The 23,430-nt window shown below is 52.4% G+C and carries 16 protein-coding genes; 12 read left to right on the top strand and 4 right to left on the bottom strand.

What is annotated here, in order from left to right; all coding sequences use genetic code 11:
• The first annotated feature begins 5 nt into the window (after positions 1-5).
• From QQK89_RS07045 to QQK89_RS07015, 7 genes are all read left to right on the top strand, one after another.
• Positions 6-1,613 (top strand): glycoside hydrolase family 3 protein, encoded by a 1,608-nt coding sequence (locus QQK89_RS07045; RefSeq protein WP_284237793.1) that lies wholly within the window; start codon positions 6-8, stop codon positions 1,611-1,613.
• A gap of 72 nt (positions 1,614-1,685) precedes the next feature.
• Positions 1,686-2,216: an HAD-IIIA family hydrolase gene (locus tag QQK89_RS07040; RefSeq protein ID WP_284237791.1), complete on the top strand. Its 531-nt coding sequence runs from the start codon at positions 1,686-1,688 to the stop codon at positions 2,214-2,216.
• A gap of 122 nt (positions 2,217-2,338) precedes the next feature.
• The gene (locus QQK89_RS07035) at positions 2,339-3,313 is read left to right on the top strand and encodes an aldo/keto reductase (protein ID WP_284237790.1); all 975 of its coding nucleotides are present in this window, start codon (positions 2,339-2,341) and stop codon (positions 3,311-3,313) included.
• Positions 3,314-3,329: 16 nt separating this feature from the next.
• Positions 3,330-6,200: a family 78 glycoside hydrolase catalytic domain gene (locus QQK89_RS07030; RefSeq protein WP_284237789.1), complete on the top strand. Its 2,871-nt coding sequence runs from the start codon at positions 3,330-3,332 to the stop codon at positions 6,198-6,200.
• 302 nt (positions 6,201-6,502) lie between these two features.
• A complete protein-coding gene (locus QQK89_RS07025; RefSeq protein WP_284237788.1) occupies positions 6,503-7,465 on the top strand; it encodes an ABC transporter permease in 963 nt (320 codons plus the stop codon).
• A gap of 13 nt (positions 7,466-7,478) precedes the next feature.
• On the top strand, positions 7,479-8,387 hold the full coding sequence (locus tag QQK89_RS07020; protein ID WP_284237787.1) for a carbohydrate ABC transporter permease: 909 nt from the start codon (positions 7,479-7,481) through the stop codon (positions 8,385-8,387).
• Between the two features lie 41 nt (positions 8,388-8,428).
• Positions 8,429-10,066, top strand: coding sequence for an extracellular solute-binding protein (locus tag QQK89_RS07015; RefSeq protein ID WP_284237786.1), 1,638 nt, complete (start codon positions 8,429-8,431; stop codon positions 10,064-10,066).
• An 84-nt stretch (positions 10,067-10,150) separates the two neighbouring features.
• Here the strand turns inward: QQK89_RS07015 and QQK89_RS07010 are convergent, their stop codons facing one another.
• Complete coding sequence (locus tag QQK89_RS07010; RefSeq protein WP_284237785.1) at positions 10,151-12,409, bottom strand: helix-turn-helix domain-containing protein; 2,259 nt, start codon at positions 12,407-12,409, stop codon at positions 10,151-10,153.
• A gap of 117 nt (positions 12,410-12,526) precedes the next feature.
• On the opposite strand from QQK89_RS07010, the gene QQK89_RS07005 reads away from it, so the two are divergent.
• The 5 genes from QQK89_RS07005 to QQK89_RS06985 are packed head-to-tail and all read left to right on the top strand — an operon-like array spanning position 12,527 to position 19,983.
• Positions 12,527-13,921, top strand: coding sequence for an alpha-L-fucosidase (locus tag QQK89_RS07005; protein WP_284237784.1), 1,395 nt, complete (start codon positions 12,527-12,529; stop codon positions 13,919-13,921).
• 25 nt (positions 13,922-13,946) lie between these two features.
• Positions 13,947-15,233, top strand: a complete 1,287-nt coding sequence (locus QQK89_RS07000; protein WP_284237783.1) for an alpha-L-fucosidase — start codon at positions 13,947-13,949, stop codon at positions 15,231-15,233.
• Positions 15,234-15,259: 26 nt separating this feature from the next.
• Positions 15,260-16,294, top strand: a complete 1,035-nt coding sequence (locus QQK89_RS06995; protein ID WP_284237782.1) for a carbohydrate-binding family 9-like protein — start codon at positions 15,260-15,262, stop codon at positions 16,292-16,294.
• The gene (locus QQK89_RS06990; protein ID WP_284237781.1) at positions 16,291-18,933 is read left to right on the top strand and encodes a transglutaminase domain-containing protein; all 2,643 of its coding nucleotides are present in this window, start codon (positions 16,291-16,293) and stop codon (positions 18,931-18,933) included. The genes QQK89_RS06995 and QQK89_RS06990 overlap by 4 nt, the downstream gene beginning before the upstream one ends.
• Positions 18,934-19,983, top strand: coding sequence for a glycoside hydrolase family 18 protein (locus QQK89_RS06985; RefSeq protein WP_284237780.1), 1,050 nt, complete (start codon positions 18,934-18,936; stop codon positions 19,981-19,983).
• Positions 19,984-20,022: 39 nt separating this feature from the next.
• Here QQK89_RS06985 and QQK89_RS06980 read toward each other — a convergent pair whose 3' ends face one another.
• From QQK89_RS06980 to yfbR, 3 genes are all read right to left on the bottom strand, one after another.
• Positions 20,023-21,654, bottom strand: a complete 1,632-nt coding sequence (locus QQK89_RS06980) for an AraC family transcriptional regulator (RefSeq protein WP_284237779.1) — start codon at positions 21,652-21,654, stop codon at positions 20,023-20,025.
• A complete protein-coding gene (locus QQK89_RS06975; protein ID WP_284237778.1) occupies positions 21,641-22,645 on the bottom strand; it encodes an ABC transporter substrate-binding protein in 1,005 nt (334 codons plus the stop codon). The genes QQK89_RS06980 and QQK89_RS06975 overlap by 14 nt, the downstream gene beginning before the upstream one ends.
• Positions 22,646-22,794: 149 nt before the next feature.
• Positions 22,795-23,391: a 5'-deoxynucleotidase gene (yfbR, locus tag QQK89_RS06970; protein WP_284237777.1), complete on the bottom strand. Its 597-nt coding sequence runs from the start codon at positions 23,389-23,391 to the stop codon at positions 22,795-22,797.
• Between the last annotated feature and the right edge of the window lie 39 nt (positions 23,392-23,430).

Raw genomic sequence — 23,430 nt, 5'->3', positions numbered from 1 at the left:
GGCGAATGGGAGAGCGGAATTGGAAGGAATGGACGCTTAGGGAGAAGGTTGGCCAGCTGTTTGTTTTCGGATTTCACGGTTACGAGCCAACGGTGGAAATCACCTCCTTAATCGAGAAATACGGGATTGGCGGAACGATTTATTTTGGACGCAATGTGCGCAATGCGCGGCAGGTTCATGAACTATCCGGTTCGCTGAAAAATATTGCTGACCGGGCCGGCCGTCCGAATGTGCTTGTGGCTATTGACCAAGAGGGCGGAATGGTTGCCCGCATTGTGGAAGGCGTAACGCTAATGCCGGGCAACATGGCGCTTGGCGCGGCGGGCTTGGCGGAAGGAGCCGGCGAAACGGCACGCGTATGCGGCGAAGAACTTCGTCTGCTCGGGGTGACCATGAACTATGCTCCATGTCTTGATGTCAACAACAACCCGGATAATCCGGTTATTAATGTCCGTTCCTACAGCGATCGTCCGCAGGTCGTTGGAGAGCTTGGGAAAGCTGCTTTGTTAGGCTATCAGGCATCCAAGGTAGCGGCAACGGTCAAGCATTTTCCGGGGCACGGGGATACGGCGGTTGATTCTCACCATGATTTGCCGGTCATCCCTCATAGCCGTGAGAGACTTGATGCCATTGAACTCGCACCGTTCCAAGCGGCGATAGCGGCGGGGACGGCAGCGGTGATGACGGCTCATGTCTGCTTGCCTGCGCTGGATCCTTCGGGGAAACCGTCCACGTTATCGCAGCCGGTTCTAACCGGTTTGCTTCGCGGGGAGCTTGGTTACAAGGGAGTTATCGTAACGGATTGCCTCGAGATGGACGCGATTGACAGATTTTACGGTCCAGAGAAAGGTGCGGTCATGGCCATTCAGGCCGGCGCGGATATGGTGCTTGTCAGCCATACGCATGAGAAGCAGGTTGCCGCGCTTGAAGCGGTTGTTGCTGCCGTGGAGAACGGAGAATTGTCTGAAGCCCGGATCGACGAGTCCGTTGCGCGTGTTATGCAGCTGAAACAGGACTACGAGATCGATGTGCCGCTCCTGTCGTGGGAAGAGGTGGAACCAAAGCTTGCTACCGAAGCAAGCAAAGCGGTTGCCCGGCAATGGAGCGAAGCGTCCGCGACGCTCGTGAAGAACGAAGGAGCTTTATTGCCGCTTGACCGGGAAGCCCGTACGCTTGTGTTGTGGCCGGATATTAAGCCGGTATCGGTTGCCGATGAGATGTTATCCGGCGATGGGACGCTTGGCGATTTCCTGAAGGTTCGCATGGATCAAGTCGAGGAGCGTTTGATGAGCGGCAATCATCCGCTTGCGGATCTGGATGCATTCGAGCAGATTGTCTTAGTTACTTATGATGCGACCAAACATCTGATCGAACGCGAGATTGCCCAGCAGGTCATTCGGCTGGCAGGTGAACGTACCGTTGCCGTATCCGTTCGCAATCCGCTCGATCTGAAGGTATACCCGGATGCCAAGGCTTACCTTGCGGTGTATGAGTGCCGTCCGCTTGCCTTGGAATCGGCGGCCAAGGCATTAACCGGCGAGCTTAAGCCAACAGGCCAATTGCCGCTAGATCTATCCGAGCAATATCCGTTTGGCTGGAATGTCACGTTGTAAAGGAAATGCCCCTTATGGTCTAGAATGACCTTAAGGGGCATTTGCATTTTTTTCTTCCAAAGGAGGACTCCTATGACGATTCAAGCTGTTTTTATTGACCGGGATGGAACATTAGGCGGAACGGGGCGATTTATTCACCCGCGGGATTTTCGGTTATTCCCTTCAACGATGGAGGCATTGGAGCTCTTGAAAGCTCACTCTATCCAAGCGATCGCGCTCACCAATCAGCACAACATTGCTAAAGGTCTAGCAACGGAAGCGGAGTTTCATGAAGAATTCGAAAGTTATGGCTTTGACGCTGTTTATATTTGCCCTCATGAACCTGAAGAAGGCTGTGAATGCCATAAGCCACGCCCCGGAATGCTCCTAAAGGCTGCAGCGGAGCATCAGTTGGATTTAACCCAATGCGTCGTCATTGGAGACGTAGGTTCAACCGACATGCTAGCTGCCGCGGCGGTAGGAGCAAGAAAAATAATCGTTCAAACAGGCTGGGGCAAATCCTCACTCGACTTGTACCGGGATAAATGGTATGAACAGGCAACGCCGGAATATGTGGCAGAAGATCTGCTGGACGCGGTCAATTGGTTGTTGAAACCAAAATGATGTCTGAATTCATAAGTATTTATGTCGCATTCCCGCAGTGAACGTGAAAGATATCAAATGCTATAATAGCTTTGCATCATATGTTATATCAAATATCTAAATGACTCTATGAGGTGATGATCATGGAATATCGGATATTAGGGAAATCGAACTTGCGGGTAAGCGAAGTTAGTTTGGGCTGCTGGGCAATAGGAGGGCCGTCCTGGCGGGATGGGGAACCTGTTGGCTGGTCCGGTAACGATGATAACGAATCGCTAGCGGGTCTCCGCAGAGCCCATGATTTGGGCATTAACCATCTGGATACGGCGGATGTATACGGTGACGGTCATTCCGAGAGAGTTATAGGCAGGTTCTTGAAAGACGTGCCGCGTGATTCCGTTGTTGTGGCTTCCAAAGTCGGTTGGTTCAGAGGAACCGCGCCTAATGCGATGCAGCCGGTACATATTCGACATCAATTGGAGCAAACGCTTACGAATCTAGGTACGGATTACGTGGACCTTTTTTATTTCCATAATACCAATTTTGGACCGGAGGATCTCTATTTGGAGGAAGCGGCCGATACGATGCGCGAGCTTCAAAAAGAAGGGAAAATCCGCGTCATTGGCCAATCTGCTTACAGCTATGCCGATTTTATGCGGGTATGTCCGGTTACGCGTCCGGATGTGCTGCAATTCCATTACAATGCTTTTGGCAGTGAGTTTGATAGACAGGGAACCAATCTATTCAAGTGGGCGCAAGAACAAAATCTCGGCATGGTCATGTTCGGACCGCTTGCCCAAGGGTTGCTGCTGGATAAGTTTGATCCGGACAATCCGCCTCAATTCGGCGAGGGAGATATTCGCTCTACTAATCAATCCTATACGAAGAGCCGTTTACTGGAGATTCGCAAGCAGCTTCAGCCGATCAAAGAGCATCTCGGACATGAGACGCAGGATCTGGTCAGGGTTGCGATTCAATATGCTCTAGCGCAGTCTCCGAATGCATGCGTGATTCCAGGGTTTAAAAATACCCGTCAAGTGGAATCCAATGCCGGGGCAGCGGGCAAACCTTTGACCGCACAAGAGGTCGAGCTAATCAGACAAGCGCTTCAATCATGAACCTGGAGGGGCAGCAATGAAGGAGACAACTTGGAAAGCTGGATGGATTTGGGGAGGCAATGATGAAAGCCCCCGCAATGAATGGCGCTGCTTCCGTTCTTCGTTTGACGTAACGCGGGAAACGGCAGCAGATGCGGTTCTGCGGATTAGCGCGGATTCCAGATATGTGGCTTATGTCAATGGGGTTCGCATTGGACGAGGCCCTGTCCGCTCTTGGCCGGAGGAGCAGTTCTTCGATACGTATTCGATTGGTCATTTGCTAAGGTCCGAAGGCAAGAATACAATCGCTGTCCTTGTCTTGCACTTTGGCGTGACCAACTTCTATTATTTGCGCGGAAGAGGCGGTTTGCTCGCTGAGATCTCATCAGGCGGCAACGTACTTGCGGCTACGGACCCATCCTGGAAGACGGCAAAGCTCAAGGGGCAGGATTCTTCTTCGCCACGCATGTCTTGCCAGCAAGGGTTCGCGGAGATTATAGACGCAAGAGAGCTCGAAGAGGACTGGATCGAACCGGGTTATAATGATTCGTTATGGGAGCAAGCTGCTGCCGTTGCTGAAGTCGGCGAGGGACCATGGACAAGCCTGATCCCCCGCGATATTCCGTTCCTGACGGAAGAGAAGCTGTATCCTTCCCGCATCGAGTCGCTGCAAAAGGTCAAGCCGCCGGTCTATACGGCTGCTATCGATCTTCGGAACGCGATGGTCCCCGCGTCGAAGGAGCATGCCAATCCGATTCAATATATGGGCTACATTGCCACAACGTTGTCACTGGCCGAAGCCGGGAAAGTGACGGTTGGCATTATGCAATCCCGGGGCGAGAAGCTATGGATCAACGGACAACGCATAGAGAAGAGTTACGGCATTGATCCGGAGCGCTACTATGAGGCAGAGCTGGAAGCCGGCGACCATTTCTTGTTGCTTGATATAACGCAAGGCGATCACGGGGGAGCTTACCATCTGGCGATCCATTCGGAGCTGAAGTTCTCGCTTCAATCGCCGGATTCTGCCGGGGAGACGCCGTGGCTGCTTGTTGGGCCGTTTGACGATGCGGAATATATCGATACTAGGGAAAACAAACAGATCGACCGGAATGAGCCTCATTATATCCAAGCAGCAGGAGCGGCTTCATTGGAGGAACTGGCGTCCGTTCAGTCTTGGATTCGTCCATTGGCTGCTGCTTATTATACCGACCAGGATGTATTTGGCTCCAACGTATGGCGTCCTGTAGCCGAGCGGTATGCGTTGCCGCCTAGCTTGAATGCTTGCTTGACGGCAACTGAGCAGTATGGGGTTATTCCTCAGTTCCGGGATGGCGACACGGAGCTGGTTATTGACCTCGGCAAGCAGCGTACCGGATTTTTTGGCTTCAAGATTGAAGCTCCGGCCGGTACGGTTGTTGATGTATACGGCCTTGAATATATGAAGAACGATTTCCGCCAGCATACGTTTGGTCTGGATAATACGTTCAGGTACATTTGCCGGGAAGGCCGTCAACAATACGAGTCGCCGGTACGGCGCGGTTTCCGCTATGCGGTCGTAACGATAAGAGGGACGGCTGGCCCGGTGAAACTGCATGAGGTCTATATGGTGCAGAGCACTTACCCGGTTGTGGAAGCGGGGACGTTCCAAAGCTCCGATCCGCTGCTGAACGACATTTGGGCGATTAGCCAGCATACGACCCGGAATTGCATGGAGGATACGTTCGTCGACTGTCCTTCTTACGAGCAAACCTATTGGGTTGGCGACAGTCGCAACGAAGCGCTCGTGAATTATTATGTTTTTGGCGAGCTTGATATTGTGAAACGTTGCTTGCGTCTCGTTCCGGGTTCAAAGGACAGATCTCCGTTATATATGGATCAAGTGCCAAGCGGATGGACAAGCGTCATTCCGAACTGGACGTTTTTCTGGGTGCTGGCAACGATGGAATACGTGGAGCATACAGGTGACAAAGCTTTCGCAGCCGAGATGTGGCCGCATGTCCGCTTTACGCTTGAACATTACTTGACCCATGTTAACGCGGACGGACTGCTCGAGATGCGGGGTTGGAATCTTCTCGACTGGGCGCCGATTGACCAGCCGAACGAAGGGATCGTCACCCACCAGAATCTATTTCTGGTCAAGACGCTCCGCCAAGCCGCTCTTATGGCGGAATCGGCAGGTCAAGCAAGCGAAGGGAAGCCGCTCAAAGAACGGGCTTCCAGGTTAGCTCAAGCGATAAACGTTCATCTGTGGGATCAGGAGCGGGATGCTTACCTCGATTGTATTCACGCGGACGGCCGCCGTTCGGACATCTATAGCATGCAGACGCAAGTTGTTGCGCTGTTAAGCGGAGTAGCTGAAGGAGACCGTCAAGACAAGCTGGAATCTTATCTGATTGAACCGCCGGCATCATTCGTGCAAATCGGAAGTCCGTTTATGTCCTTCTTCTATTATGAAGCGCTGGAAGCGATGGGACGAGTACCGCGTATGCTGGATGACATCCGCCGCAACTATGGCCTCATGGTAGATAATGATGCAACAACTTGCTGGGAAATGTACCCGAACTTCAAGGAAAATCGGGCGAATGCCGATTTGCTCACCCGCAGCCATTGCCATGCTTGGTCCGCTGGTCCGGCTTACTTCCTCGGCAGAACGGTGCTTGGGGTGAAACGGATCGGCGACGGCTGGAATAAGGTGCTGATCGAGCCGGATCCATGCGATTTGACATGGGCGAGAGGCGCGGTGCCGTTGCCAAACGGCGGCACCATCGAAGTAGATTGGAGCATCGGGGACGAAGGGATGGCCATTCGCGTTTCGGCGCCGGAGGATATTGAGCTTGAGGTTAAATGGCCGGAAGCGCTAACTGGCAAAGTATCCATTGTAAGAACGAAAAAGCTACCGTTATAATGAGGAAGCCGGGTCTTTACCACAGACCTGGCTTTTCTTTTTTTTGCCCGAAGCGGAATATGTCAATTTTGACATGTCCATTCGCTTGCGAGAATGACACATTGTCCAATTGTCCAGTGTAATTGTCATCCGGGATCAAGCCTTGCTGGGCGGCACTTCCGGGCTCGCGGAAAACGACATATTTACGCCTAGCAGCTCCTTGTTCTATCCTCGGAAGTAAGCGCTAACAGGACGAGTTATCGATCCTGAACAGCACGGGCAATCCAATCTTAGCACTTTAACCTATTGGAAGAGGTGATCCGATGCAAGATTCAAAAGCTGCCGCAACGGGCAGCGTTACGCTACGAACCGGGCCATCGACCAAGCGGCTCGGCAAGAGAATTTTGCAAAACTGGGAATTGTACTTCTTTGTTGCGCCGGCGTTTTTCTACTTTCTAATCTTTTGTTATTTGCCGATGTATGGCGTCCAGATCGCGTTCAAGTCCTTTATTCCCACCAAAGGCATTATGGGAAGCCCATGGGTTGGTCTGGATCATTTCGAACGTTTCTTCCATTCTTATTACTTCTGGGATCTGATCTGGAATACGCTCAGCGTTAGTCTCTATGATCTGGCCATAGGGTTTCCGATTCCGATCATACTGGCGCTCGCCTTTAATGAGGTGCGAAACGGCTTTTTCAAGAAGATGGCCCAGACGGTCACTTATGCTCCCCACTTTATTTCGGTAGTTGTCATGGCAGGGATGATCATTTCTTTCCTGTCGCCGTCTACCGGCATTTTGGTTCACCTGATTGAATGGCTAGGCTTTGGCAAGCCGGACTTTCTAACGGATCCGCGATGGTTCAAGACGATGTACGTGTTCTCGAATATATGGCAGAGCGCGGGCTGGGGCACGATCATTTATTTGGCGGCGTTGTCGGGCGTAGATCCCGGACTTCATGAAGCGGCCATCATTGACGGGGCAACGCGGTTTCAGCGGATTCGCCACATTAACATTCCCGTCTTAATTCCAACGATGACCATTCTTCTTATCCTGAATATGGGCAGTTTGTTTGGCGTCGGGTTCGAGAAGATCTTATTGCTTCAGAATCCGCTCAACATGGAGTCTTCCGACGTCATCGCCACCTTCGTCTACCGATCGGGTCTGGAGAATGCCCAATATAGCTTCTCGGCGGCGGTTGGCTTATTCAATTCCGTAATAAACGCTATACTGCTCATTGTCGTGAATCAGGTCGTTCGCCGGACGAGCGAGAACAGCTTGTGGTAAAGGAGGAAGCCAGATGTTCTATGGGATTAAAGAGACCAGGCGCGATAAAATTTTTCTCGCATGCAATTATCTTTATGTGTTAATCGCTTTTCTGATCGTTTTTTATCCGCTGGTGTATATGATTAGCGCATCTATCAGCGATCCGAAGGCTGTGGCTTCCGGAGAGATGTGGCTGTGGCCAAAAGGCATTACGTTCGAAGGGTACAAGCGGGTGTTCGAGAACACAAACATTTGGATTGGCTATGAGAATACCATCCTCTACACGGTAGTTGGCACGTTGATCAATTTGCTCGTTACGCTGCCGGCTGCCTACGCGCTGAGCCGAAGAGATTTCGTTGGCAGAAATTTTTTCATGGCGATGTTTATGGTAACGATGTTTTTCAGCGGGGGTCTGATTCCTACATATCTCCTCGTGAAGGAACTAGGCATGATGGATTCCATGTGGGCGATCGTTCTTCCGTCCGCCGCGTCCATCTGGAATATAATCGTGTCCCGCACGTTTTTTCAGAGCTCCATCCCGAAGGAGCTTCAGGAAGCGGCCCAAATCGACGGCTGCTCGAACATGCGGCTGTTTCTGAGAATTATTTTGCCGCTGTCGCTGCCTATTATCGCGGTTATGGCCTTATTCTACGGGGTAGGCAACTGGAACAGCTATTTCTCCGCGCTGATTTATTTGAATGATGCCGGCAAGTACCCGTTGCAGCTTGTATTGCGTCAAATCCTGGTTCTTCAGGAGATGGGGGCCCAAGGGGGAGGAGCAATCGATGTCTCCTCGGCGGCGGCCATGAACAGCAAAGCGGAGATCGCGGCGCTCGTCAAATATGCGGTCATTATCGTCGCGACCATTCCGGTTATCGTTATTTATCCTTTCTTGCAGCGGTATTTCGTTCAGGGTGTAATGATCGGCTCCGTCAAGGGCTGAATCTTCCCATATTATCCAATATAAAAGGAGTGTTGTATTGCATGAACAAGATCACCAGAGCATCATCCGTTATTCTCTGTGTTACCATGTCGGCCAGCATAATGGCAGCCTGCAGCTCCTCCAACGAGAACAACAATTCCGCTTCGCCATCGTCTTCCGCGAATGCAACTACGCCTGAGGGTTCTTCCGATAGCGGCGTGAAAAAAGACGGCTTCCCGATCGTTGATCAGCCCATTACGCTGAAGATGATGTCGCAGGACGTGGGCAAAGCAGACTGGAACACCATGCCGGCGCTGAAGGAAATGGAGAAGCTTACGAATATTAAATTCACCTACCAGCTGACGCCGCTAGACAGCTTCTCCACAAAGAAAAATCTCGTGTTCGCGAGCGGAGATTTGCCGGATGTGTTGTATGCCCCGGACTTGACGGCGGCCGAGCAAGTGACGTACGGAACGCAAGGCGTGCTTATTCCGCTAGAGAAATATATTGACGAAGGATACGCGCCGAATCTGAAGAAAATATTCGACGAGTATCCGGACATCCGCAAGTCGTTCACGACGCCGGACGGGCATATGTACGCCCTCCCGTATATTGATCTGTCGGCCATCTGGTACCGCAGCCCGATGTGGTACAACGGCAAGTTCCTTAAATCTTTAAACGTTACGGAGCTTCCGAAGACGACAGAGGAATTGTATAACTACCTGAAGCAGGTAAGAGACTCGGATCCGAACGGAAACGGGAAACAGGACGAGATCCCGCTCACTTCCGTGAAGCTTGACGATCTGCGCATGTTCTTCTTTGGATTCTGGGGTATGTACGACGAGAAAGTGTATGCGGACAAGGACGGCAAGGTGCACTACTCCCCGCAAGAAGAAGGCTACAAGGGTTACCTGACGTTCATGAATCGCTTGTGGAACGAGAATCTGCTGGATCACGAGACATTCTCGCAGACTCCTGACCAGAAAAAAGCGAAAGGCCAGAATAACCAGATCGCGTTGTTTAACGACTATTTCCCTTACTTTACGCTTGGCGGCGAGCCTAGCGGGGATAATCCGCTTATGACGCCGGTCAGCAGCGAAATCGCGGGATCTCCTGTCTATGGCATGCACCCGGGTATTTCTAAGAACGGAACGTTTGCCATCACAAGCAAAGACCAGAATCCGGAAGCAACGATGCGCTGGGTTGATTATCTGTACAGCTATGAAGGCGCAACGCTTATGAACCAAGGTCCGGAAGGCATGCTCTGGAAATACAAGAACAAGGATACGCACGAGAAGGAATGGGTGACGCTTCCGGACGGCCAGGAGCGAGAGGATTATAGAGGCACGCTTACGCCAAACTTCGGGATCTTGACTCCTGGGATCAAGATCAACGAACTGACGAACGGTCTTACGACCGAATTTGACAATTGGATTCAGAAGGAAAGCGAAGAGAAGCTTAAGCCAATCGGCAAAGCTCCGTTCCCTAACGTTTATCTGACAAACGATGAGCAAAGCGAAATTACGTCTCTGCTGTCTGACCTCGATACTTACGTTCAACAGATGGAAGCCAAGTTCGTAACGGGACAAGAGCCGATGTCGGGTTGGGACAAGTATCTGGCCCAAGTCAAGAAGATGGGCGGAGACCGGATCGTGGAAGTGTATCAAGGCGCTTACGACCGTTGGAAGTCGGGCAAATAAATGTCTAAGAGGCAGATGGCCGGAGATTCCGGCCGCTGCCTCTCCCGCCAATATAGGCTGCTCCTTAGCTAGGAGCAGCCGTTGTTATTGGGCATAGGCATACAGTTTGCGGTATTGGCCCGGCGTATAACCTGTCTCTTTCTTGAATTTGCGGATGAAGTTAGGCGCGTCGACGTAGCCGACCCGGATAATAATGTCTTTGAGCGCGTCATCCGTCGTCTTCAGCTGGTGCATCACTTCTTCTAGCCGTTTCTGCCAGATGTACTGGACGAAGTTCACGCCCATCTTGTCCTTGAAGGAGCGGCTGATATGGGACGGCGACAGATTAAATTCGGAAGCGACGGACTCGAGGCTAAGGGCATTGTCCGCAAAATGGGCTTCGATGTAAGCGATCATCCGGTCAGTCAGCGATTGTTCTTCCTTCTGATTGGCTTGCTCGACCTGTTCGCATAACCGGGCTGCCAGATGAAGGAGATTGCGTTCCAGCTCGTCAAGCGATTGGCCCGCGATCATATGCGGCGCAATCTCTTGAATCAGCTTCTGATTCTCAAGTTCGGAAGCGGTTTTCAATATCGTATTCAACAGATCGATGCCGATGCAGCGGATGAGCAGAGTGGATAACTCGGATTGTTGCAAGCTCAGTATGGCGGACTGAATCATTTGCGATGCGACTTCGAAGTTGCCTTGTTTTAAGCTTTGGGAAAGTTTCAAGAGCGTGTTGTTCGAAATCCAATACGTTTGATCCGTCGTATAGGACTGTTTCTCGAAGTAATTGACCGAGCCGGTGTTGGATGACACTCTCAGATCGTAAGCGGAGCAGGCTTCTATATAGCTTTGATTCAGTTGATCGGCTCCGGAATAGTTGGTGCCAACGCCAATAACCGGTTGAATATCGCAAGATTCGATTAAGTGGCTGCGCAAGGCTTCGACGATCAGTTGCTTATGTTCGAATTCGTCTGTAGTTTCATCAGGATCGAAACAAATAAGAACGCCAATCTGTCCTAATTGCGAAAGCTCGACGCCATAACCGTGACCGTTCAGATTAGGCAGTTCCATATGCGTGAGCAGCTCCAGAATCTCTTGATGCTCAATTATGCTGTTCTTGTCGCTCTTGATCCAGCCGATTACCATGACGAAGTGAAGAGAATGGTCGAACCGGAGATCCAGCGCCTCTCGTAGCTCGGTCGTTTGAACCCGGGAACTGCCAAAGCGGAGTAGCATGGATAACAGATGATGGCGGGCGTACGGCTCTTGCAGGTCAACTCTTGCGCAATATTCGATCAGCGTTGTGCGAATCCGGTCCAATTCGTTGCGGGATTCGCCAGGGCGGCTTAAGGATTTGCCGCTCTTGGAGGCAGCGAACTCAACAAGCGTCGATATTGGGCGGTATTGCATGCGGGCAAGCAAAAGCGCGATTGCGGCTCCCGCGGCGACGACAAAGATGAGCAGCATAATGATGAAGCTTCGAACATGCAGGACGCTGCTGAAAAACTGTTTGCTAGGCATGATCGTCACATAGGTCCAGCCGTTGACCGGGGACTGAACGGAGACAATCGAATGCTCCTCGCCGTTCAGGACATGTTTTTGAATGCCCGGGGTCAAATGGCCAAACAAAGAACGGTTATCCGCATCGGACAGCGATTCTCCTTGCCGGTTGTCCACCAGAATTTGGCCTTGATTGTCAAGAATATACGTCTGGCCTTGATAGTTGCCGAGAATGGAATCGATGAGACTCGTAAGTTCCGATTTCGGAATTAAATACATGACGGTTCCGTATGGATTCGGATTATTGGGTTTGATCGGAATGAGATAAGCCAGCATCGATTGCTGTCGGCCTTTAGAGTTGCTGGCGATATCAGCAGGTCGCATCGTCGGGAATTTTACATCGTTCAAATCTTTGAATACGGCGTTTTTATCCCAATTCTGAAATAGAAGATTGTCAGTGAATACGTCGAAGTGGTTCATTCCTTCACTAGAGTAGATGCGGTCGTCCTTGTGAAAATACAAGTACAGCTCACCGATAATCGAGCTTGTTGCTTTGTACTGATCCAGCGCTTCGATGGCTTCGCCGCTATGTATGGGATCATGCACGAGGTATGAGGCGAGACGGTGATCGTAGGAGATTCGAACCGCAATCTCGCTTAATTCTTTCATGCGACCGTCGATGATGGTCTCTGCTTGCGTCAATTGGTCGAGATGGGATCGTTCGATTTCGGAACGAAGGCGTTGCGAGGCGTTTTCGTAAATAAAGATGGATGTGAAGATCAACGGAATTAACAAAATGAATAAATAGGACCAGGTATATTTCAGAAACAGCTTGGACTTGAAATAGTTCCGGTTCAATGGTTCGCCCCCTGACTACGGTTATCTATCTCTTTTACAAAACTTAAATATCTGAAAATTACATCTATTATACAACGTTCTTTCGTTTGAAAGAATGGTTTTTTAGGAGGAAATAGGATGAGTGAGAAGGTACAGGAAGTAGCAGAGCAGGAAGAGACGGTTGACCAAGGCGTTCATAATTACAGCAGCGAAGACAGCTGGGTTCAGCCGGAAGATCCGATTCTTCTTGAGCGGCTGGAATGGTTCAAAGATCAGAAGCTGGGATTAATGATGCACTGGGGGCCTTACTCTCAACTCGGTCTGGTAGAATCATGGGCGCTTAGCGACGAAGATGGGGATTGGTCCCGGAACGGAATCGATTGGGACATTGACGGAGAAGAACTGAAACGGCAATATTTTGCCTTGAACAAGACGTTTAATCCGCTTCGTTTCCAGCCTGAGCTGTGGGCTGAGCTCGCGGCGGAGAGCGGCTTCCAATATTTGAATTTCACCACGAAGCATCATGACGGGTTCTGCATGTGGGATACGCGCACGACCGATTATCGGGTTACGGGAGCGGAATGTCCGTTTCATGCCCATAAGCACGCGGATATCGTGAAGCAGCTATTCAACGCGTTCCGGGCCAAAGGGCTTGGTATCTCCGCCTACTTCTCTAAAGCGGATTGGTCTTCTCCTTATTATTGGACGCCGGGCATCCGGCCGGATACGAAGACGTCCAGGGGGCCGAGCTACGACCCGAAGGAATATCCTTGGTTATGGGAGAAGTTCGTTCAATTCACGCATGAGCAGATCATGGAATTAATGACGAATTACGGCCGGATCGACGTGTTATGGCTCGATGCGGGATGGGTGAACGATTATCGCAGCCAAAATATCCGGTTAGGCGAAGTCGTGGAGAAAGCGCGTCAAATCCAGCCATGGCTGCTGTCGGCGGACCGGACTGTCGGCGGGCCTTACGAGAACTTGATCACGCCGGAGCAGACGTTGCCGGAGCGGGCACTCCAGGTGCCATGGGAGAGCTGCATTACGATGGGCACGTCTTTCTCTTTCCGTTACGAGGACCGGTACAAATCGGTTCGCCAGCTCATCCAGCTACTTATCGAAATCGTTGCAAAAGGCGGCAACCTGGCGCTTAACATCGGCCCGCAGCCGGACGGCAGATTGTCCGAGGCGGCGATTGCCCGCATGAAAGGAATGGGAGAGTGGCTCAAAGTTCACGGTGAGGCGATTTACGGAACGCGAATTTGCGAACCGCATGTAGTAGACAACGTGTGTTTCACGCAGAAGAACGGTGTCGTATATGCGATGTACCTATATAAGTCTGCTAGTGAGCAGGTTCCTGGGGAGATCCATTTGCCTTGGACCGGAGAAGCGGGGATTATCGATCTGGTTGGCGGACCGGAGAGGCTGGACTATCGCAGAACTGACAGCGGCATTGCCGTTCTTCTGCCGGAGTCGGAGCGTTATGTCGCGGAAGCGCCGATCGCGCATGTGTTTCGGATTCATGCGTAAATAACTTTTGAGAGGGATGAGCCGGATGTTGAGTTGGTTCGAAGACGCAAAGCTGGGCATATTCATTCATTACGGCATTTATGCGGTGGATGGCGTAGCGGAATCATGGTCTTTCTACAATGGGAAGATGTCTTATGAACAATATATGAAACAGCTAGACGGGTTTACGGCTTCAAGCTTCGATGCGGACCGGTGGGCTGATCTGATCGAGAAGTCGGGTGCCAAGTACGCCGTGCTGACAACGAAACATCATGACGGCGTGGCGCTATGGGATACGCAGCTTAATGATTTGAATGTCGTGAAGAAGACGCCGGCGGGAAAGGATTTGATTCGGGAATTCGCGGACGCGATTCTGAAGCGGGATATGCGGCTTGGACTGTACTACTCGCTGATTGACTGGTCGCATCCGGATTATCCAAGCGTCTATCAAGACGGCATTATTCCGGAGGATTTGAGCCAAGTGAACCGGTATTCAAGTCCCGCGGACGGTCTTCAAGACGAGGAGAAGTGGCAGAAGTTCTTGCAGTTTAACGATGGCCAGCTTCGGGAGCTGCTCACGAATTACGGCAAGGTGGATCTGCTATGGTTCGACGGAGATTGGGAGCGGAGCGCCAAGCAATGGAATTTGCCGGCATTCAAGCAATACTTGAAATCGTTTAATCCCGATTTAATCATTAACTCGAGGCTGCGAGGACATGGCGATTACAAGACGCCCGAGCAAGGACTTCCGATCACGAGACCGGAAGGGCCGTGGGAATTTTGCACGACGATTAACGGTTCCTGGGGATATGTGCCGACGGATAACCACTATAAATCGCTAGGCATGATCATCCGTATGTTCTGCGACTGCATATCGATGGGCGGAAATATGCTGCTCGACATCGGGCCGCGGGAAGACGGGACGATTGATAAGCGGCAGGAAGATATTTTGCTTGGCCTAGGCGATTGGATCCGGCAGCACGCGGAGGCTGTATACGGAACGCGGGAAGGGATCATGGCGCGCTATTATTTGGGAGGGAGCACGATGTCTGCGGACAAGAAAACTCTCTACCTGTTTGTCTATGACGATCCGAAGGAGCATATATGCCTGAAAGGGTTGTGCAATCCGATTAAGCGGATTACCGTGCTGCACTCCGGCAAAGACCTGACGCATGACATTCACGGCGGCGTTCCTTGGTTTGACATTCCCGGCACGACTTGGATCGGGCTAACTTCGGAAGATACGCATGAGCAGGTAACGGTGTTAAAGCTGGAATTTGATGAGGAAGTGAAGTTTTACGGAGGTACGGGAACCGTGGTGACCCATAACTAGCGGACTTAAACGATGGGAGGAAGGACATGATGCTTAGCGGAGTGCCGGAACCGGCTATCGAATATGGACCACAGCATTATATATGCCGTCGGGCACAAGGTCCGCTTGTGCTCGACGGACGTTTGGACAAAACGTTCTGGGAAGCGGCGGAATGGACGGAAGACTTCGTGGATATCGAAGGAGACTTGCGTCCCAAACCTGCGAAGCGGACACGGGTCAAGATGCTGTGGGATGACGCTTATCTCTATGTTGGCGCGGAGCTCATCGAGGATCAGATTTGGGCAACGCTCACGAAGCGGGATTCGGTTATTTTTTACGATAACGATTTCGAAATCTTTATTGATCCGGACGGAGATACGCACGGCTATTACGAGATAGAGGTTAATGCGCTGAATACGGTATGGGATCTGTTGCTGGTCAAGCCGTATCGCGACGGCGGGCCGCCGGTGAACGGCTGGGACATCACGGGTCTTGAGACCGCCGTTTATATAGAAGGCGAATTGAATAATCCAGCGGCGGACAACCGGATGTGGAGTCTTGAAATCGCCATTCCTTGGGCGAGCTTGCGCGAGTGCGCGACGGAGAGCAGGCCGCCGATGGCGGGAGAATTCTGGCGCATCAACTTCTCTAGAGTGGAGTGGCAAGCGGAGCAGGCGGAAGGCGGCTATCGCAAGGTCATCGATCCGCAGACCGGCAAGCCATATCCGGAGAATAATTGGGTGTGGTCGCCGATGGGCATCGTGAATATGCATTATCCGGAATTGTGGGGTTATGTGTTGTTTGCCGGCGATGAGGGCCCGGATTCCTTTGCAATGCCGGAGGATGAGCGCATCAAGTGGGAGCTGAGGAAGCTGTATTACCGCCAGCGCAACCATTATGCGGCTGAAGGCAGGTTTGAAACGGACGCGAGACGATTGATGGAAGGTGATAAGCTGAGCATCGAAGCAACCGTCGAGACGACGCGAAGCCTATTTCAGATCTCGGCGTTGTCAGCGGACGGAACGTCGCTGTGGTGCATTCGCGAAGACGGGAAGCTGTGGAAGGAGAGTATGGAGACATGACAACTGGGACAACGCCGTTCTCGCTTAGCGCGGCGGAGCTTGAACGGATTGAGAGCAAATATCGCATCCAACGCCAGTTGGCGCAGGCTAGAGAACATGAATTGTTTGAAGTGATCGGGGAAGAGCTGTCGGAGGAAGAGCGATGGGCGCTCAAGTATTTGTTCGCCTACATGCCGGTGAACGATCTTGCGGATTACGATGGCCAACTGTTCTTGCGGCACGTGTGCCAGACGCTGGCGATTCGGGCGCTTGTGCCTTGGGGAGAACAAGTTCCCGATTCCTTGTTCCTTCCTTATGTTCTCCCATACCGTGTGAATACGGAAAACATCGAAGATCACCGCGGTATCTTGTACGAAGAATTGGCGGAGCGGACAAAGTCGTTAACGATGGAAGAGGCTATTCTGGAGACGAATTATTGGTGTTATGAGAAGGCCACCTACATCGGCAGCGATCTGAGGACGATGTCGCCGCTTACGATGATAAGAAGCGCAAGGGGACGTTGCGGTGAAGAGTCGACGCTGGCGGTTGCGGCGCTGCGCAGCATCGGCATCCCCGCCCGTCAGGTATACACGCCGCGATGGGCGCATTGCGACGATAATCATGCTTGGGTTGAGGCTTGGGCAGACGGACGGTGGCGTTTCCTCGGCGCATGCGAGCCGGAAGCGAGGTTAGACCAAGGATGGTTTGGCCCGCCGGCTCGCCGGGCGATGCTGCTCAATACGCGCATCTTCGCCGAATATCCGGGACCGGAAGACATCATAGTAGCAAACGAATCGTTCACGGAAATTAATCTGCTCGAAAATTATGCGCCGGCCCGCACCGTTGAGATATCGGTGAAGGACAAAGACGGTAATCCGGTACCTGGTGCCGAGGTGCGATTCGAGCTGTACAATATGGCCGAATTTTATCCCATCGCCACGCTGCTTGCGGACGTCTTCGGACAAATCCGCTTCAAGACCGGCAATGGCGATCTGCTGGTCCGGGGGGCTGCGAACGGCCTTTGGGGAGAGGTTAAGTTGTCCGCCTATGGGGATAACCGGCTTGAACTCGTCCTGGATCAGACGGGGCAACCGGGAGGGACGTTCGACCTCGATATGGTTCCCCCGCCGGAAGGCGCTGGCGAACCCGGGGAACCTCTGTCCATGGAACAGGAGTGGGACCATGCACACCGGCTTGAAGAAGGAGCGCGGCTTCGGGCCGCCTACGAGAGCACGTTCGCGACTCAACAAGACGCTGAGGAATTGGCGGCTTCACTTGGACTTCCGGCAGCGCAGGTGGGAGATATTCTTCGTTTGGCGCGCGGGAACTTTAGCGAGGTTGCTTCCTTCTTGCGCGAGAGAACGGCCGAATTTGGCGAATGGCCGCTGCGGCTATTGCAGAGCCTCCGCGAGAAAGATTGGATTGATGTGAGGCAGGACACGTTGGACGATCATTTGTTAGGTTCGCTTGCCGTTCGCGGCGATCTGCCGGATGACGAATTTGTGCCGTACGTGCTTTGCCCGCGTGTATTAAACGAGATGATCGTGCCGTATCGGCAAATTTTTCAAGGAGCTTTTGCGGAGCAGGAGTTGGTAACTTTCCGTTCGGATCCGTCCGTGCTGGCGCGTTGGCTGAGCGATAGGCATACCGAGCGGGAAGATCTCCCGAACCTGAAGGGAAAAGGCAATCCGGTAGGCACGTATAAGTTGAAGCGGGGGGACGCAGGTTCGCTCGATATTGTTTTCGTCGCCGTATGCCGAAGTCTAGGTATCCCGGCAAGGCTGCATCCAAATGAGCTGAAGCCGCAATACAAGGCGGAAGGCGAATGGCGGGACGTGGCGTTAAGCACGAATTCGATGCAGCCTCTTCTTGGTGTCAAGGGCAGCATTCGGCTGTTGCGCGATCCCGCAGCTACGGCGGCAGCGACGGAGCCGTCGTATGCCGAGAACTTCACATTGGCCAGGCTGGAGGAGAACGGTTTCTACAAAACGCTCATCTATCCGCCTAAATATGGCGATGTGTACGACAAGCCGCTTGAGGCAGAACCGGGTTCGTACCGGCTTACGACCGGTGTGCGGCTGCCGGATGGCACGGTATTGGCACGATTAACTTACTTTTCCGTTCAAGCAGGCGAGAATACGGATGTTGAGCTTACATATCGCATAACTTCTCGGGAGCTTCCTGTGCTTGGGGGAATGGACGTTGCGCGACCGCTCGAAGGGTTGGACGGTTCAGCGTTAATAATGAGCGAACAACTCGCGGGAGATGGAGCAATCGTCGCTTGGATCGAGCCGGAGCGGGAACCGACAAAACATTTGTTGCGCGAACTAGGGGAGCTAGCGGTTACTAAGGCTGAACGGCAGGGGCCGATCCTCCTCATGATCGGAGACGCGGAATGGACCCCGTCGTTTGATCCGGCGCAATACCCGCAATTGCCGTCGGAAGTTTTATTCGCGAGGGATCGTTCAGAGCTTTTGCTGCCGCAATCTGCTGCTGGCGAGGCCGGTTATCCGCATCTGTTTGTACTGGATAACCACAACCGCATCCGTTACGCCGCATCGGGCTATAAGATCGGAATGGGCAAGGAAGCATGGCAAGCGCTGGCTGCCGTTAGGCAGACTTCCGAAGAATCATCGCAAGAGAAAGGAAGCGAAGCTTAAATGAAACAGCAGAACTATGTGATCGCAGGTTATGTGGGCGATAAAGATCTTCCCGGTCTGACAAGGGAAGACTTGGCCCAATTAACGCATATCAATATCGCGTTTGGCCATGTTCGAAGCGATGCCATCACCACCGATCATATGCGCCATCTAGGCGAGTTGGAGCGTATCAAATCGGAACAGCCGCAGCTCCGTATTTTGCTCTCCGTAGGCGGTTGGAGCGCGGGTGGCTTCTCCGAAGCGGCGTCTACCGAGGCGGGAAGAAGGCGAATGGCGGAATCGGCCGTTCGCGTTGTGACCGAATATCCGCTGGACGGGGTAGATTTGGATTGGGAATATCCCTGTTACGGAGAAGCGGGCATCGCGGCGAGCCCGGAGGACCGTACAAACTTTACTTTGCTGCTCGCCGCGATCCGGGAAGCGCTGGACCGGCAAGGGCAGCTGGATGGCCGGCATTATCTGCTAACGATCGCGGCCGGGGCCGATCAATATTACATTGACGGCACCGAGATGGATCAAGTCCACCGCTGTTTGGACTTCGTACAGCTTATGACCTACGATATGCGGGGCGGATTTCAAGTATTGACGGGGCATCATACCAATCTGTACACGCCGACGGGAGATTTGTTCAGAATCAGCACGGACGCCTCCGTCAATCTGTTCGTTCGCGCCGGGGTACCGAGAGAGAAGATCGTGATTGGCGCAGCGTTTTATTCCCGGATGTGGAATGAGGTGCCTGACAGGAATAACGGGCTTCACCAGATGGCCGGAAGTGTCGGAGGGTACGGGCCGGACTTCACCGCCTTGTCAGCCAATTACATTGGCAAGAACGGTTATATTCGCTATTGGGATGAGGAGGCGTGCGCGCCATACCTGTTCAACGGGTCTAGCTTTATCTCCTACGAAGATGAGGAATCGATCCGGCACAAGTGCGAATATATAAAAACCGCCGGAATAGGCGGCATGATGTTCTGGGAGTTCGGCTGCGACCGGACACGCCAGCTATTGAACGCGATGCATGGCAGTCTCTCGGCAAATCAGACGGTATAAGGAAAAGCCGGGTCTTCACAGACTCGGCTTTTTAATGTTTCATATTCCGAACAAGCTTGGTACGTCGTTAAGAAATCGGCCGATCGGCTCGGCCGCATAATCGTTCCATGGCGCGTCAAAGCAGCTATATGCGATTGCGAGATGGATTTTGCCGGATTGAACGGCGGGAAGGTTCCTCCATATATCCGATCGGGACAATTGCTGCCATCTGGCTTCCGCGGCGGGACCCTGTTCAACATGGACAAGGATTCGATCAGCGTGCAACGCCGTAAGTTCCGTATGTTCTATTTGTTTGATCATTTGAATCTCCCGCAAGGCGGTAGGCAATGTCAATCCAAGGTCATCGTACAGCACGGTGCCTGCCCTCTGACCCCAAACCGACAATTGATTCTGGCCGACAGCCAGAACAAGCAATTGATCTTGGCCAAGAACGGGGAGGATCCGCTCCCTGACACTCCGCACATCCCGCTCATACCGTTTAAGCCATATCTCCGCTTCTTCTTCGCAGTCCAGAAACCGCGAGATTTGAAAGAGATGGGTGCGCCAATCTTCCTCCCAGCTTAAGAATAGGGCAGGTGCCAATTCTCTTAGCTTATCCTGCTCTTTCTCGGGAATAAATTCATGCATAGCTACGATGTATTCGGGTCTAGCCTGCCGCAATGCTTGCAGATTGAAGTCGTAATGATGGCTGAGAGGCGTCGTGACTTCGTAGCTGTACTTGTTACGGTAACGGTCTGTCCAATAGTGATCCATTGGGGCTGCGACGGGGATCATCTGAAGGGCGAGCAGTTGGCCGAGATTAATCCAGCTATAGGCCGCGATTTTCCGTTGCCGATTGCGTTGATAGACGGCGGGGGCAAGCCCGGTCTGCTTCTTGAACAACGTACTGAAATAACTTTCGTTCTTGTAGCCGACCTTCTCGGAAATTTCAGCCAGTGCCAACTGCTTCTCGCTCATTAACCGCTTGGCTTCGCGAAGCCGAAGCTCCGTCCGGTATTCTGCAACACCTTTGCCGAAACGTTCTTTGAAGAGCCGCATGAAATGAAAGCGGCTAAGCCCGGCAATCCTTGCTAAAGACTCGATCGCGATCTCGCTTGCATAATGATGTTCAAGCTCCAAACGGGCAAGATCAAGAGCAAGTTCTGCTTGGCGTTCCCGGTGCGCGAGGGCGAAACAGAGCAACTCCAGAAGTCCCGCCTCGCACCGAAGCCGTGCCGAAGACGTGCCTTGCCTCCAGTTGTTGCTAATCGTATCGAAAAGCCGGCTGGCCTCTGACGCCATGGCAGGTTGGAGAGGAGCTTCCCCAATGTACGGGAACAACGGTTCAATTCCCGTTCCTGCTGATTCCTGCTGCCGGTCCGATTGAACAAATACGTCGAAATGCAGCAGAAGCAGTTCAAGCTGCTGGCCTATATGGTTCGTCCATTCCATTAATTGCCGCGGCGAACAGACGTATAGCCAGCCGGGCTTCAGAACATAAGGTCTTCCATCGATAATGATGCTTCTCCCCGATGCGTTTGAGAGAATGAGCAGATGGGATTTGGTCTCAATAAATTGCCGGTCTGCCCGGGTTGTGTCACAATCGTCTAACAGCAGCTCAACATTCAGCAGCTTATAGCAAAGCCTGGCCTCTGATTGGAGGCCAGGAGAAGGTTGCTTATTGGAGAACATCTGTTAACACATCCCGGATGATGAGACCGTTGGCGATGGCATTGGCATTAAACCAGTGGCCGGAATCCGCATCAAACACATGATTGTTCTGAACCGCGGACAGGGACTTCCACAAAGAGTTGTCTACCGGAGGTTTGCCGCGTCCCGGACCGGAGATGACGAAGATATAATCGACATCATTCAAATCCGCAAGTTTTTCGATCGAATAGGTATCGTAGTCGCCTGTTAATACGGCAGGCTGCTGGAAGCCCAAGGTCTGGTAGAGCGTTTCACCGCCGTAAAACTTAGGACCAAACAGCTTAAATCCTTTTTCCCCGTCTATTTGCATCAGCACGGCCGTTTTCTCGGAAGGAAGATTGCCAAGCTGGCTTTTTGCGTCCGCCACTTTCTGGTCGTAGGAATCAAGCGCGGTTTTCACGGCGTCCTCATCATTCAATAGATTGCCAAGCTTCTCCAAATTGCCGCGCCAATCCGCTTCATTGTCGGATAATACGAAGGTCGGGGCGATTTTGGCAAACTGATCGTAGCTGCCGTCCGCAAGATAGGTCGGCGCAAGGAAAATAATAAGGTCAGGCTGGTAGGAGAGAGCTTCTTCCGGCTTCAATCCGCCTTCCATGTTTAATACCGGAATGTCTTTCAGCTGATCCTGGAGGTATTGCTGCGGTACGCCGGCCGCTCCCCATTGCGCGACAGGCAACATGCCGAGCGCGGTCAGCGGATCTTCCATAAACGGGGCAAGAATCCGCTTGGGGTGAGCAGGTACTTGAACGTCATGCCCCATGGCATCCTTCAAGACGCGGACCCCGTTATCCGTGCTAGCGGGCTGTTCCGTTGCATTTGCAGCATTTCCGGCAGGTGCTTCGGCAGAAGAGGTGGACTCTGCAGCTTCGTTGTTGCCGACCGAACTGGAGTTGTTGCTGCCGCAAGCGGCCAAAAGGGCAATCAGCATAAGGATAAGCGCGCTTTGCGCCAAGCGAGTAAATCGTTTCATGTTCGAATGTCTCCTATAATTGAAATTGATTATCATTATCTAGAGACTAGTATAGTGCCTACGACTCGACTTGTGAATCAGGTTTTGTGCTGTTTTTTTCGTGCAGCACCGCATTTTTGCAAAAAAGAATAGCCTTGCGGATCGCAAGGCTAACTTAATTCATCAAGCGTCATGCCTAGGCTAGGCGCCATATTCGTGAGGAACCATTCGGTCTCCGGCAGCCCAAGCCGCTCAATGGCCGCTTCCGTCTGCCCTTTGGCCACGAGAAATTCCCGGTTGCCCGTGGATACCTCGGTCAAGCATTTCAAGTAAGCGTCAAGCAGGTCGGCGGCTTTTACGATTGAATGCAAGAGCTGCTCTTCTTCGCTCAGCGTGCCTCCCGGCTTGCCAAGCAGCGGGGCATACGAGGACTGAAGCGGTTCGGGCACCATGCCGAGCAGCCGTTCCGCCGCCATCGCTTCAATCTCGCGGAAGTTTGCGAGCATCTTCGGATTATGATGTTTGACGGGCGTGGGAATATCCCCGGTAAATACCTCCGTTGCATCATGGAATAACGCAATCGTCACGGCACGGTCCGCATTGAAGCTTCGGCCAAAAAAGCTGTTTCCGATCTCGCACAGCATATGGGCAAGCAGCGCGACGTGGAAGGAATGTTCCGCAACGGTCTCTTTGGTTGTATTCCTCATCAGACTCCAGCGTTCAATATATTTCAGACGGTACATATATGCGAAAAAATGACTCTCCATGTAAACGGCAAGCTCCTCTCGGTCTCCTCTAAGCAGAAG

Source organism: Paenibacillus glycanilyticus (genome assembly GCF_030161375.1).
Lineage (GTDB): Bacteria > Bacillota > Bacilli > Paenibacillales > Paenibacillaceae > Pristimantibacillus > Pristimantibacillus glycanilyticus_B.
The sequence above is the reverse complement of the archived record's forward strand: the minus strand, read 5'-3'. Positions and strand labels throughout refer to the sequence as shown.